Origin of the sequence: Streptomyces sp. LS1784, assembly GCF_020103755.1 — a bacterium.
Taxonomy (GTDB): Bacteria; Actinomycetota; Actinomycetes; order Streptomycetales; family Streptomycetaceae; genus Kitasatospora.
Genome location: NZ_JAHSQD010000201.1, coordinates 1 through 13,256, shown reverse-complemented (window position 1 = coordinate 13,256; position 13,256 = coordinate 1). Strand labels below are relative to the sequence as shown.

13 protein-coding genes and 1 pseudogene are annotated in these 13,256 nt (G+C 75.4%); 10 read left to right on the top strand and 4 right to left on the bottom strand.

Annotated features, from left to right (window positions below; translation table 11 throughout):
• Together KS423_RS22570 and KS423_RS22565 are read left to right on the top strand one after the other, a co-directional pair.
• Window positions 1–1,467: pseudogene (locus KS423_RS22570) on the top strand (hypothetical protein); the annotation flags it as partial.
• 123 nt (window positions 1,468–1,590) lie between these two features.
• Complete coding sequence (locus tag KS423_RS22565; protein ID WP_224281395.1) at window positions 1,591–2,577, top strand: ABC transporter ATP-binding protein; 987 nt, start codon at window positions 1,591–1,593, stop codon at window positions 2,575–2,577.
• Window positions 2,578–2,623: 46 nt separating this feature from the next.
• Here KS423_RS22565 and KS423_RS22560 read toward each other — a convergent pair whose 3' ends face one another.
• Both KS423_RS22560 and KS423_RS22555 read right to left on the bottom strand, forming a co-directional pair.
• Entirely contained in the window at window positions 2,624–2,806 is a 183-nt protein-coding gene (locus KS423_RS22560) for a hypothetical protein (RefSeq protein WP_224281393.1), read from the bottom strand.
• A 165-nt stretch (window positions 2,807–2,971) separates the two neighbouring features.
• Window positions 2,972–4,522 (bottom strand): AMP-binding protein, encoded by a 1,551-nt coding sequence (locus tag KS423_RS22555; protein ID WP_224281392.1) that lies wholly within the window; start codon window positions 4,520–4,522, stop codon window positions 2,972–2,974.
• Window positions 4,523–4,701: 179 nt separating this feature from the next.
• On the opposite strand from KS423_RS22555, the gene KS423_RS22550 reads away from it, so the two are divergent.
• Complete coding sequence (locus tag KS423_RS22550; RefSeq protein WP_224281390.1) at window positions 4,702–5,334, top strand: AAA family ATPase; 633 nt, start codon at window positions 4,702–4,704, stop codon at window positions 5,332–5,334.
• Between the two features lie 36 nt (window positions 5,335–5,370).
• Here KS423_RS22550 and KS423_RS22545 read toward each other — a convergent pair whose 3' ends face one another.
• A complete protein-coding gene (locus KS423_RS22545; RefSeq protein ID WP_224281388.1) occupies window positions 5,371–5,544 on the bottom strand; it encodes a hypothetical protein in 174 nt (57 codons plus the stop codon).
• A 157-nt stretch (window positions 5,545–5,701) separates the two neighbouring features.
• On the opposite strand from KS423_RS22545, the gene KS423_RS22540 reads away from it, so the two are divergent.
• The 7 genes from KS423_RS22540 to KS423_RS22510 all read left to right on the top strand — a co-directional run bounded on the left by KS423_RS22540 (window position 5,702) and on the right by KS423_RS22510 (window position 12,600).
• A complete protein-coding gene (locus KS423_RS22540; RefSeq protein WP_224281386.1) occupies window positions 5,702–6,268 on the top strand; it encodes an O-methyltransferase in 567 nt (188 codons plus the stop codon).
• A gap of 193 nt (window positions 6,269–6,461) precedes the next feature.
• A complete protein-coding gene (locus tag KS423_RS22535) occupies window positions 6,462–7,214 on the top strand; it encodes a thioesterase II family protein (protein ID WP_224281385.1) in 753 nt (250 codons plus the stop codon).
• Window positions 7,215–7,373: 159 nt separating this feature from the next.
• The gene (locus KS423_RS22530) at window positions 7,374–8,612 is read left to right on the top strand and encodes a styrene monooxygenase/indole monooxygenase family protein (protein ID WP_224281384.1); all 1,239 of its coding nucleotides are present in this window, start codon (window positions 7,374–7,376) and stop codon (window positions 8,610–8,612) included.
• An 82-nt stretch (window positions 8,613–8,694) separates the two neighbouring features.
• Complete coding sequence (locus KS423_RS22525) at window positions 8,695–9,150, top strand: archease (RefSeq protein WP_224281383.1); 456 nt, start codon at window positions 8,695–8,697, stop codon at window positions 9,148–9,150.
• A gap of 76 nt (window positions 9,151–9,226) precedes the next feature.
• Window positions 9,227–10,654 carry an RtcB family protein gene (locus tag KS423_RS22520; RefSeq protein WP_308020229.1) on the top strand — a complete coding sequence of 476 codons (1,428 nt, stop codon included), beginning with the start codon at window positions 9,227–9,229 and terminating at the stop codon, window positions 10,652–10,654.
• 102 nt (window positions 10,655–10,756) lie between these two features.
• Window positions 10,757–11,770, top strand: coding sequence for an ABC transporter ATP-binding protein (locus KS423_RS22515; RefSeq protein ID WP_224281382.1), 1,014 nt, complete (start codon window positions 10,757–10,759; stop codon window positions 11,768–11,770).
• On the top strand, window positions 11,767–12,600 hold the full coding sequence (locus KS423_RS22510; protein WP_224281381.1) for an ABC transporter permease subunit: 834 nt from the start codon (window positions 11,767–11,769) through the stop codon (window positions 12,598–12,600). Before KS423_RS22515 ends, KS423_RS22510 begins: the two co-directional genes overlap by 4 nt.
• A gap of 8 nt (window positions 12,601–12,608) precedes the next feature.
• Here the strand turns inward: KS423_RS22510 and KS423_RS22505 are convergent.
• Window positions 12,609–13,256, bottom strand: a 648-nt coding sequence (locus KS423_RS22505; protein ID WP_224281380.1) for a substrate-binding domain-containing protein, incomplete at its 5' end; no start/stop codon positions are given.

Here is a 13,256-nt window from a genome sequence, read left to right as displayed (position 1 = left end):
ACGGCCGCGGCGGTGGCCGAGGACCGCCGTCGCGGCGTCGGCCATCCGGGCGGTGGAGTGGACCCGCTGCTGGTGGCCGCCCCGCTGCTGCTCGCCGTCTCCGGCGGCCTGCTGCTGGCCCGGATCGAGCCGGTCGTGGTCGGCTGGCTGGCCGCACTCGCCGGGCGCGGCCGCGGACTGGTCGGCTTCCTCGGCCTGGTCCGGGCCGCCCGCGACAACTCGGGCCGCCGCCGGCCCTCCGCACTGCCGTTGCTCGCCCTGCTGATCGCCGTCACGGCCACCGGCTTCGGCGCCACCGTGCTCGACACGGTGGACCACTCCCGGACGCGTGCCGCGCGCATCGCCACCGGCGGCGACGTGTCCATCACGGTCCCGGTCTACGCCACCCTGCCGGACGACTTCACCAAGGCAGCCGGCGAACTGCCCGGCGTCCGGGCGGCGACCGGGGCCTGGATCGAGGACCGGGCCGTCTTCACCGGTGCCGACCGGGACTCCACCGGCGCCATCCTGGTGGTGGTGGAGCCCGGCGCCTACGCGGAGATCTCCCGCACTGCCGGCGTCGGCGGGTTCGACCCGGCCAAGCTGGCCGCCCCGAGTGGCAAGGACAGCCCGGTGCCCGCGCTGTTCAGCAGGAGCCTGGCCCAGCGCCTGACCGCAGGCGCGCCGCAGGTGAGCACGCCCAGTGGCAGCCAGATGTCCACCGTGGTGGCCGGGATCGTCGACGCTACGCCCGCCCTGCCGGACTCGGGCAGGCCCTTCATCGTGGTGCCGGCCGGTGCCGCGGCGGAGCACCTGCCGGAGCTCAAGCGGGAGACCAGGGTGAACAAGTGGTTCGCGGTCGGCGACGTCGACCCGGGCCGGGTCCGGGCCCTGCTGATGGAACGCGGCATCGGCAGCGGCAAGCAGGCGACGGGCCTGGCCAAGCTGATCAGCAAGGACGCCGAGGAGGCGGGGAAGACCACCGACGGCCTGCCCCCCGGCTACGTGGTGCACAGCAGCCGCGAGATGATCGCCGAGCTGGCCGGCGATCCGGTGCAGCACGCCGCCGGACGTTTGTTCCGGTACGCGGGCTTCGCCGCCGCCGGGTTCGCCCTGCTGGCCGTGCTGCTGACGCTGCTGCGGGCCGCGCCGGACCGTACGGCGGTGCTCGCCCGGCTGCGCACCATGGGCCTGCGGCCCCGGCAGGGCCTGGCACTGATCGTCGCCGAGTCGCTGCCGCAGACCGTGGCTGCGGCCGTCGGCGGCGGTCTGGTCGCCGTGGCCGCAGTCGCCCTGCTCGGGGGAGCCTTCGACCTCTCGGCGCTGGTCGGCGCCCCGGTCCGCGACACCCTGGCCCCCGCGGTGATGCCGGTGCTGCTGCCCACCGCCGGTCTGACCCTGGTGGTCTGCCTCGGTGTGGTGGTGGAGACGCTGGTCGCCGGCCGGCGCCAGATCGCCACCGAACTGCGCGCGGGGGAGCGGCAATGAGGCAGGGAACGACAGCGGCGGACACGCCGGGAGCGGCGGCCGGGTCGTGACGGCAGACCGGTCCGCCAGGACAGTGGAGAGCGGTGCGATGAAGCAGACAGTCGAGACAGGAGACGAGCGGTGATGAGCACTCCCCAGGAGCGGACGGTCGCCGAGGCCCCCAGCCTCCAGGAGCTCCAGCAGCGGGCCCTCGCCGCCGCCTCGCCCAAGGCGCACGATGCGGGGGCGGCCATCGTCTGCGACCGGCTGGTCCGGATCTTCAGCGCGGAGGGGGTCGAGGTCCAGGCCCTCCAAGGCCTGGAACTGACCATCCGACAGGGCGACCTGGTCGCCCTGGTCGGGGCCTCCGGCAGCGGAAAGTCCACCCTGCTCACCATCCTCGCGGGGCTGGACGTGCCGACCGCCGGCACCGCCACCGTGGCCGGCTGCGACCTGCTGGAGATGTCCGTCAAGGAGCGGCTGCGCTACCGGCGCGAGGTGGTCGGTTTCATCTGGCAGCAGACCGCCCGCAACCTGCTGCCCTTCCTCACCGCCGCCGAGAACATCGCCCTGCCGATGCAGCTGCGCGGTCGTCGTTCGGGTGCGGGCGGGGCCAAGCAGCAGACGGCCCGGGTGGCAGAGCTGATGGAGGCGCTGGAGATCGGTGGGCTCGCCCACCGCAAGCCCAACGAGCTCTCCGGCGGCCAGCAGCAGCGTGTGGCGATCGCGGTGGCGATGGCCAACAACCCGCCGGTGCTGCTCGCCGACGAGCCCACCGGGGAGCTGGACTCGGAGACCGCCGGGATCATCTTCGAGTCCTTCCGCACCGTCAACCGCGAACTGGGTGCCACCGTCGTGATCGTCACCCACGATCCGATGGTCGCGGGCGAGGTCCGCCGTACGGTCGCGATCCGGGACGGGCGGACCGCCAGCGAGGTGCTGCGCCGCACCGTGACGGACGAGCACGGCGAGGAGTCGGTGAACGAGCGCGAGTACGTGATGCTGGACCGCAGCGGCCGGGTGCAGCTGCCGGTCAAGTTCCTGGAGTCGCTCGGCATGGAGCACCGGGTGGCGGTCGACCTCGCGGCCGATCACATCGAGGTCCGCCCGGACGACCTCGCCGGGCACTGACCCGGAGCGCGTCCGGACGGGCGGCGGCCGTCGCCTCCCGGGACGGTCAGCCGTCGCCGCCCGTCCGCTGGAAGAGGCCGCTGCCCTCGGCGTCCGCACGGAGGTCGGGCGGCGCCTCCTGCGCGGCGCGCTCGCCGCGGGAGGTGGCGGTGCAGAGGGCGAAGACGATCAGGGCACTGGCCGCCACGGCGAGGATGCCCAGTGCGGTCAGGACGCGTAGCCAGGTCAAGGAGTGCCTCCTGGGGGACGGTGCGGCCCACACCGGGATGTACGACGCTGCCGGGGATGTATCGGCAGGTCGGGCCGCACGGTCGAGTGCCCACGGACGGTTCTTCCCGCCGGGTGGCGCACGAGAGGTCGCCCGCATGGGCGCTCGAAGCACTCGTGGGGCGCGTCACGCTCTGTCGCGCGCCCCCGCGGTGGCGGCCGGCCGTCCGGCCCCGCCGGCCACCTGGGCCCGCAGGGCGGTGAGGTCCGGCTTCCCGAGGCCGTTCAGCGGGATTGCGGGGAGCAGCAGGAGTGCGTCCGGGGCACACCGGCCGAGGCCGTGCGCCCGGCCCCAGCGGTGCAGTTGTTCGGCCGTCAGCCGCGAGCCGGGGGTGAGGGCGACGGCGGCGTGCACCCGCTCCAGGCGGTCCGGGTCGGTGGTCGTGAACATCACCGCTTCGCGCACCTCGGGGTGGGTGCGCAGCGGCTCCTCGATCTCGCGAGGGAACACGTTGTGCCCCTCGACGATCGCCATCGGGTCCCGCCGCCCGGCCACCGTCAGATAGCCGGCCGCGTCCAGGCTGCCCAGGTCGCCGGTGTGCAGCCAGCCGTCCCGGAGCACCCGCTCGGTCAGTTCCGGGTCGCGCCAGTAGCCGGCCATCGCGGTCGGCGTGCGGACGCAGATCTCCCCGGTCCGGTCCGGCGGCAGCTCGGCGCCGCCCTCGTCCAGGATGCGCAGCTCGGTGTCCGGGTACGGGCGGCCGGCGGTGCTCAGCAGCCGCGGTGCCAGGTGCTCGTCCGGGCTCAGCCGGGCGACCGGACCGCACTCCGTCAGGCTGTAGGTCTGGTGCAGCACCCGGCCCAGCCGCCGGGTCGCCTCGGCGAGGCGCCGCGGCGAGGGCGCGCAGCCGGTGTAGCCGACCCGGCGCAGGCTGCCGGTGTCGGTCGTGGGCAGCAGCGGGTGGTCCAGCAGCCGGTACAGCAGGTGCGGCGGCAGGTACGTCCGGGACACCCGGTGCCGCTCGACCGCCGCCAGTACGGCCCCGGCGTCGAACCCGTCCTGCATCACCACCGTGCCGCCCGAGGCCAGCGCCAGGTCCGCCGAGGTGCCCCCGCCGTGGCAGAGCGGAGTGCACAGGAGGAAGACCGAGCCGGACAGCAGCGGTGGGCGCGGCGGCCGGGCGAAGCGGCGCAGCACCCCCTTCGGGCGTCCGGTGGTGCCGCCGGTGAACCGCACCGCCATCACGTCCTCGGGCCGGTAGCGGGGTTCGAGCGGGGCGGGCGAGCAGGCCGCGGCGAGGTCCAGCAGGTCCGTGCCGAACCCGAGCGGCGACGGGCCCAGGGAGAGGAGGGCGGCCGAGGGCACGGCCCGCCCGAACCCCTCGGCCGCCGCCGCGCACCGGGCCGGGTCGAAGACCAGCGCGGAGGTCCCGGCGAACTCCGCCAGCGCCACCTGTTCCGCGACCGGCCCGTCCGGGAACGGCATCGCCACCCGGCAGCCCAGCAGGTTCGCGGCCAGGCGCACCAGCAGTGCCTCCGGCCGGTTCCCGGCCAGCACCGTCACCCCGTCCCCGCGCCCGAGCCCGGCCCGCTCCAGCGCACGGGCGGTGCGGTGCACCAGGTCCAGGCACTGCTGCCCGCTCCACGCCTCGTCCCCGTACCGGATCGCCACCCGAGCGGGATCGCGCGCCAGCCCGTCCAGCACCGACCCGGTGTACGTCGGAGTCGCCTCAGTCATGCCAGCCCTCCTGTCTGACGGCGCGTCAGCCTAGTGGACGGCCGGTCCCACGGATGCGCTGCGGTCGACCGGGGCCCCACCGGCACCGGCGGGCGCGGGGGGCGGACCCGGCCGGGGCGCGCAGCCGTCCGAGGTTGTTGTTAGGGTTCCCGGTCGGACGTGAACGGGGGCTCGGGCTGGTGGGCAGCGGGGTGGACGCGGTCGTGGCGCCGTGCGGCGTGGTCGATCTGCGGGGCGAGGCCGGGGCGGGGTTCGTCACCGCCTACCCGGCCGACGCCGTCGTGGTGGTGTCCGGGCTTCCGGGGGCGGGGAAGAGCACGCTGCTGCGGCGCTGGTCCGGGGCCGCGGTCCGGTCCGTGGACCCGCGGACGGTGCACGAGGCCTGCGAGGCGGTGATGCCCGCCGCCCTGCCGTACGCGGTGTACCGGCCCTGGGCCCGGCTGGAGCACTTCCGGCTGCTGCGCTCCTCGGTGCGCGCGGGCGGTCCGCTGCTGGTGCACGACTGCGGCAGCCGCGCCTGGATGCGGCGCTGGCTCGCCCGGGAGGCGGTCCGCCAGGGCCGCGAACTGCACCTGGTGCTGCTCGACGTCGGCGCCGTCACCGCGCTGGACGGTCAGCGGGCCCGCGGCCGGCACGCCTCCACCCGGGCCTTCGTCCGCCACCGCCGAGGCCTGGAGCGGCTGCTGGGCGCCTTCACCCGGCACGTGCGCTCCGGCGGGCCGATGCCGACGCCGGAGGCCTCGTCCGTGCTGCTGCTGGACTCCGTCTCCCGCTCCCGCGCCCGGACGGTGCGCTTCGGGCCCGCGGGCTGAACCTCGGTCGCAGGCTCGGTACTCGGCCGCCGCATGTCACCAGCCGGGCAGCGAGGCGCCGGTGACGGTCGCGGACGGCTGCTCGGGATGCAGCCCGAGCGGCCGCAGGGCATCGGCGCGGACCCGGACGCCGAACCGGCCGTGCCGACGGCCGTCCGGGCCGATCCCGCGGAGCAGGTCCCGGCGCACGGTGCCGGCGGCGAATGGCATCCGGTCGATGCCCCGGTCACGCAGTCAAGCGCGGACGGTGGCTCGGGGAGTGGGGCGGCCGGGCAGCTTCTCGTACGCAGCGATGGTGATCCACTCGGCGGGCTCGCCCATGGGGTCATACTGGCACGGACCGGACCGGGCGTGGGGGGGGGACAGGATGGCGGAACGCGCCGTTCCCGGGCAGGTGTCGGCGGCCGAACGGGCGGCCGACGCCTTGGGGTTCACCCGCAGTTGCCTCCGCGAGACGGGGCGGCTGCTGGCGCTCGCCGCGGCGGCCAAGCCGGGTGGGACGATCGCCGAGAGCGGAACCGGCGCCGGGGTCGGGACGGCCTGGTTGCAGAGCGGCCTCGGGCCGGGCGCCCGCCTCGTCACGGTCGAACGGGACGAACGGCTCGCGTGTGCGGCAACGGAGTTCTTCGCCGCGGACGACCGGGTCCGGGTCCTGCACGGCGACTGGCGGCTGCTGGAGGAGCACGCACCGTTCGACGTGTTCTTCTGCGACGGCGGCGGCAAGCGCGACGACCCCGAGAAGGTGGTCGACCTGCTCGCCCCCGGCGGCATGCTGGTGCTGGACGACTTCACTCCTTCGGAGCACTGGCCGCCGCGCTTCCAGGGCGAGGTGGACGAGCTGCGCCTGCGCTATCTGACCCACCCCGTCCTGGACGCCACCGAGGTGCTGACCACGCCGACCAGCGCCGCCGTCCTGGCCGTACGGCGGGCCTGACCGGTCCGCAAGGCCGCCGGGCCGCGGTCCGGGCCCGGCAGCAGCCGGCCCCGGGCGGTGAGCGGGCACCGGCCGGGGAGCACGGGCGAGAACCGGCCCACAGGGGGCCATGATCGTCAGAATGCTCCCGCGGCCGCTCCCGGCACTGCCAGACTGTGGGCAGAGTCCGTCACGGAGAGAGGTCACACCCCGCATGCCCAGCAGCGCCGTCGTCGAGAATCCGTGGTTCCGCAGGTTCAACCCGTCCGACTCCGCGCCCGCCCGGATCGTGATCTTCCCGCACGCCGGCGGTTCGGCCAGCTACTACCTGGAGTACGCCAACGCGCTGGCGCCGCACGCCGACGTGCTCGCCGTCCAGTACCCGGGCCGGCAGAACCGCATCGGTGAGCCGACGATCGACTCGGTGACCGGGCTCGCCGAGCAGCTCGCCCGGGAGCTGCGGGAGTGGGCGGACCGGCCGCTCACCTTCTTCGGGCACAGCATGGGCGCGGCCGTCGCCTTCGAAACCGCCCGGCGCTTCGAGCGCGACGGCGTGAAGGGGCCCGAGCGGCTGTTCGTCTCGGCCGGCCGCGCGCCCTCGCTGCCCCGGACGACCACGGTCCACCGGCTGCCGGACGACGAACTGCTCGCCGAGATCTCCGTGCTCGGCGGCACGGACGACCGGATCCTCGCCATGTCCGGCATGCGCGAGCTGATCCTGCCGAGCCTGCGGGCCGACTACACGGCCGTCGAGACCTACTGCAGCGCCCCGGACGCGACCGTGTCGCTGCCGATCACCGCCATGGCGGGGGAGTCCGACGCGCACGCCACCGTCGACGAGGTCGTCCAGTGGGAGCGGCACACCACCGGCGGCTTCGACCTGCGGGTCTTCCCGGGCGGCCACTTCTACCTGGCCGACCGGACCGAGGCCGTGGTGGAGCTGCTCACCGCGCACCTGCGCGGCTGAGCCGGTCGGGGCGGGCGCCAGGGGCGGCAGCCCACCGGGAACGCGAACCGGACACCGCGCCGGCCGTCGAACCGATGTGCCCGCATCGGTGACCGGAGCGCTCCCGCTCGACTACTGTGCCTGTTTGACGGATCATCAGCAGATCATCGGGAGGACGCCGTGCGCCGGATCGCCGTTGTCGGAGCGGGCCAGGCCGGCCTCCAGCTCGCGCTCGGGCTGGTGGCGGACGGGTACCGGGTGACACTGGTCGCCGAGCGCACCCCGGAGCAGCTGCGCGGTGGCCGGGTGCTGTCCACCCAGGCGATGTTCGGCCCCGCGCTGCGGATCGAGGCGGAGGCCGGGCTGGACCTCTGGGCGGAGCAGGCGCCGGCCGTCTCCTCGGTGGAGGCGGTGCTGGCGGCGCCCCCTGGCGTGCGGGCCCTGGAGTACACCATGACGCTGGACGAGCCCGCCCAGTCGGTGGACCAGCGGCTCAAGCTGGCCGGCTGGCTGGAGCTGCTGGCCGAGCGCGGCGGCGAGGTCGAGTACCGGACGCTGGACCGTGCCGGGCTGCACGAGCTGGCCCGCCGGCACGAGCTGACCGTGGTCGCGGCCGGACGCGGCGCCCTGTCCGGGGTCTTCGAGCGCGACGCCGTCCGCTCGCCCTTCGACCGGCCGCAGCGGGCGCTGTCCTGCCTGTACGCGCACGGCGTCGGCTCGCCGGACCCGGGCGCCGGGCCGAGGGCCCGGATGAACGCCCTGCCCGGTCTCGGCGAGCTGTACCTGCAGCCGGCGCTCACCCTCTCCGGCCCCTGCGACATCCTGCTCTGGGAGGCGCTGCCCGGCAGCCCGCTGGACGCGTTCGGCGACGCACCGCCGCCGGACGTCCAACTGGACCGGATCCGCGAACTGTTGGGCGAGTACCTGCCCTGGGAGGCGGAGCTCTGGACGGAGGCCGAGCCGACCGACGCCGGGGCCGGACTGTTCGGCGCGGTCACCCCGGTGGTCCGGCACCCGGTGGCGGAGCTCGGGTCGGGCGTGGACGCCGTCCACGTGCTGGGCCTCGGCGACGCGGTCGTGGTGACCGACCCGATCACCGGACAGGGCGCCAACAACGCCGCCCGGGCGGCCGAGGCCTACCGCCGGGCCGTCGTCGAGCACGGCGACGCCCCGTACACGGCCGACTGGATGTGCCGCACCGCCGAACGTTTCTGGCAGCAACAAGCCCGCCACAGCGTGGAGTTCACGGCCGCGATGCTGACCGTGCCGGACCACCTCCAGGGCGTGTTCGCGGCCGCCGCCGAACACCCGGAGGTCGGCCGCCGGCTCGCCAACACCTACGCCGAGCCGAGCGACCACGCCGCCTGGCTGGCCACCCCCGAGCTGGCCGCCGCCTACCTGGCCTCGGTCGGAGCCTGACGAACCCGCCCGCACTTGCCTCCGGGCGGCCCGCGGGACGACGCTGGAGGGAAGAGGGCAACGGGTGCGGGAGGCGTCGCTCGTGGACGGACGCGAGCCCGCCGGCCGGTCCGCCAGCGGCCACCGGAGCGTGCCGCACACGGCCGACCTGCGGGTGGAGGCCTGGGCGCCGACGGCCGAGGGCTGCATCGGCGAGCTGGTGCACGCCGTCGTCGGCAGCTTCGCCGACCTCGCCGGCGCGCGGATCGTCGGCGAGCGCGGCTGCACCGTCCTCGCGGTGAGTGACCCGGACCTGCTCGCGGGCGTCCTGGAGGAGGTCATCTACCGGATGGACGCCGACGGCGAACTGCCGGTCGCGGTGGCGGTCGGCCCGATCGAGGGCCTGGACGGGGCCCGCCGGGTGACGGTCCGCTTCCGGATGGCGGACGTTGCCACGGCAGCCCTGGTCGGCGCCGTGCCGAAGGCGGTCTCTCTGCACGACCTGGACCTGAGCGCCGGGCCGGACGGCTGGACCTGCCGGGCCACCGTCGACGTCTGAACCGCCCGGACAGGCCGTCCGGACAATCCGGCGGGACCGCTCGTCGGGAGCGGGTGAGCGGAGCGGGGTGAGCGAGGTGGAGATCGCACTGGCCGAGGCGGGCCGGCACCGCTGGCGGATCGAGCCGCGCCCGCCGATGCGGGTGCCCGGCGTGGTGTTCGCGACCGCCGCGCTGCTGCCGCAGGCCGCCGGGGACAAGGCACTGGAGCAGGTGGCGAACGTGGCGACGCTGCCCGGGATCGTCCGGGCCTCCTACGCGATGCCCGACGTGCACTGGGGTTACGGCTTCCCGATCGGCGGGGTCGCCGCCACCGACGTCGAGCGGGGCGGAGTCGTCTCGCCCGGCGGAGTGGGCTTCGACATCTCCTGCGGGGTCCGGCTGCTGGCGGCCGGCGTCAGCCGGGACGAACTCGACCGGGAGCGGATCGGCCGCCTGATGGACCTGTTGGACCGCACCGTCCCGCGCGGCCTGGGCCGGGGCGGCCTGTGGCGGCTGTCCGGACCGGAGGAACTGGACGAACTCCTGCTCGGCGGCGCCCGCTACGCCGTCGAGCACGGCCACGGCGTACCCCGCGACCTGGAACGCTGCGAGGACCGCGGCGTGCTGGCCGGCGCGGCCCCGGGCGAGGTGAGCACCCGGGCCGTCGAGCGCGGGCTGCAGCAGGTCGGCAGCCTCGGCTCGGCCAACCACTTCCTGGAGGTGCAGGCCGTCGACCGGGTGTACGACGCCCGGACCGCCGCGGCCTTCGGACTGCGGCCCGGCCAGATCTGCGTCATGATCCACTGCGGTTCGCGCGGCCTCGGCCACCAGATCTGCACCGACCACGTCCGCGCCATGGACCGCGAACTGCAGCGCTACCGGATCGAGATCCCGGACCGCCAGCTCGCCTGCACCCCGGTCGACTCCCCGCGCGGTCACGCCTACCTGGGCGCCATGACCGCCGCCGCCAACTACGGCCGGGCCAACCGGCAGCTGCTGTCCGAGGCGGCCCGCCGCGCCTTCGCCACCGTGCTCGGCGTCGGGCTGGAACTGGTCTACGACGTCTCGCACAACCTCGCGAAGCTGGAGACCCACGAGGTGGACGGCGAACCGCGGAGGCTGTGCGTGCATCGCAAGGGCGCCACCCGGGCGCTGCCGCCCGGCGACCCCGACCTGCCCGCCGACCTGGCGGAGGCCGGGCAGCCCGTGCTGGTGCCGGGCACCATGGGCACCGCCTCGTACGTGATGGTCGGCCTGCCCGGTAACGAGGCGTTCTGCTCCGCCTGTCACGGGGCCGGGCGGGTGCTGAGCCGCCACCAGGCGCTGCGCACCGTGCGCGGCGAGCGGCTGAAGAGCGAGCTGGAGGCACGAGGGATCGCGGTGCGGCCGGCCTCCTGGCGGGCGCTGGCCGAGGAGACGCCCGAGGCGTACAAGGACGTCGACGCGGTGGCCGCCGTCACCGAGGCCGTCGGGCTCGCCCGCCAGGTCGCCCGGCTGGTGCCGTTGGGCGTGTGCAAGGGGTGAGCCGCCGCACCGGTCCGGGCGCGTCCCTCGACTCGCCCGGCCGGGCGCGCTTGGATGTCGGACGCATCCGTTGCAGCAGCGCACCCGTCACAGGAGGTGGTCATGCCGGGGAACCCGGAGCCGGCCGTGGAACGCCGCGGCACCGGAGGCGGCCCGGTGATCGAACTGCGCTCGCTCACCAAGCGCTACGGTGCCACGGTCGGCATCGAACGGCTGGACGTGTCGGTCGAGGCCGGGGAGGTGTTCGGCCTGCTCGGCCCCAACGGCGCGGGCAAGACCACCACGCTGCGCTGCCTGGTCGGCCTGCTCAGCCCCAGCGACGGGCAGGTGCGGGTGCTCGGCCTGGACCCGGTGGCCGATCACGGTCGGCTCGCCCCCTCGATCGGCTACCTGCCCGGCGAACTGCGGCTCTACCCCGAACTCACCGGGCAGCAGACCCTCGACCTGCTCGCCGCCCTCCAGGGCGCCCCGGTGCCACGCCAGGGCGAACTGTGCGAGCGGCTGAAGCTCTCCCGGGCCGACCTGGCCCGACCGGTGGGGGAGTACTCGCGCGGCATGAAGCAGAAGCTCGGGCTCGTCCAGTCGCTCCAGCACCGGCCGCCGGTGGTGGTGCTGGACGAACCGAGCGAGGGGCTCGACCCGCTGGTCCAGGAGACCTTCTACGAACTGCTCGCCGAGGAGACCGCGGCCGGGCGGACCGTCCTGCTCTCCAGCCACGTGCTGCCCGAGGTGCAGCGGACCTGCGGCCGGGTCGCCATCGTCCGCCACGGACGGCTGGTCACCGTCCGCTCCGTGGCCGAACTGCGCCAGGCCCGGGCCCGCCGGGTCCGGCTGGTCCTCGGCGACGGGCGGGGTGCCAGGCCGCTCGGTGCCGCCGAGCGGTGGTCCCCGCGCTGGGACGGTCCGCGGGTCGAGCTGCTGGTGCCGCCCGACGAGGTGGTCGCGGCCGTGCGCACCGTGCTCGCCGAACAGGCGGTGGCCGACCTGACGGTGGAGGAGGCGGGCCTGGACGAGGCCTTCCTCGACCTCTACCGGTCCGTCGGGGCCGAGGGCTCCGTCGGGGCCGAGGAGCACCCGAACGGCAGTCGCCTGCCGGAGCCGGAGGAGCGGTCGTGAAGCCGGGTACCGTCAACCGCCGCCTCCCGCTGGTCTGGCTCGCCCTGCACCGGCGCCGCCGGATGCTGCTCTCCCTGCTGTTCGGCATGGTCGTCTTCGAGACCCTGATCGTGGTGATCGCCAGTACCGTTCCGACCGGCGAGCTGTTCGGTGCCCGCCGCACCCCGCCCGGCGCGTTCAAGGCCTTCAGCGGCTCCAACGGCGACGTCTCCATCGCCAGCTACCCCGGCCTGCTCGGGGCCGGACTCACCCACCCGTTCTGGATCGCCCTCCTGCTGACCGCGATCGGCTCGCTCGGCGCCGCCGCCGTCGCGGCCGACGTCGAGTCCGGCACCATCGAGCTGCTGATGACCCGCCCGGTCTCCCGCCGCCGGCTGCTCGCCGAGCGGGCCGGCGCCCTGATCGCCGCCACGGTGCTGCTCAACGCCGCCGCCACGCTGACCCTCGCGCTCGGAGTGGCGATCTCCGCGCCGCTGCGCTCGGCCGTCCCGCAGGGTGCGGTGTTCACCGCCGGACTGCTCGGCTGCGCCCTCGCGTTCTGCCTGACCGGACCGGTGCTGGCGGTCTCGGCGCTCAGCCGGCGGCGGGCCCATGTGATCGGCGCGGCCGTCGCGTTCGGCGCGGTCGGCTTCGCGGTCAACTTCGTCGCGCTGGCCTGGTCCCCGGTCAGGTCGTTGCGCTACCTCAGCCCGTTCCACTACTACGCGCCGGGCGATGTGCTCGCCCACGGCGGCGTGCCGTGGGCGGCCTTCGGGGTGCTGATCGGCGTGGGGCTGATCGGGCTGGCGGCGGCCTTCCGGCTGCTGGAACGGCGGGACCTGGCGGTCTGAGCCGAACGTCAGCCCCAGCTGCGGGCCGCGGCCAGCAGGCGTTCACGGACCAGGGCCACGTGGGGGTTGGCCGGGCCGGCCGGGCGGCGGACCAGGTAGGCGGTGTTGATCGGCGGATCGGCCGGCTCGTGCAGCAACCGCAGGGTCCCGGACGCGAGTTCGGCCCGGCACAGGTAGCCGGGCAGCACGCTCCAGCCCGCGCCCGCGGTGACCGCCGAGAGCACCGCCCGCAGGTCCGGCACGGTGACCGCGGCCCGGGCGTGCAGCCGCCGGTCGAAGACGTGCCGCCAGTAGCGGCGGGCGATCGGCAGGTCCTCGGCGTAGCTGAGCAGTGGGACCTCGGTCAGCGCGCCGGGCAGCTCCCGGCCGGCCAGCCGTTCGGCCCAGACCGGGGCCGCGACCAGGACGAACTCCTCGTCGGCCAGCGGTTCGGCGAGCAGCGTCCGGCCGTGCGGACGCCGGGTGGCGATCACCAGGTCGTGCTGCCCGGCCCGCAGTTCCGCCAGCAGCGGGTCGGTCAGCCCGGTGGTCACCCGCAGCCGGACGCCCTCCGCGACCAGCGGGGCCAGCTCGGCCAGCAGGGTGGTGCCGAGGAACTCGGCCGGCCCGGCGAGGTGGACCGGCTCCGGCACGCCGCCGCCGCGCCCGCCGGCGAG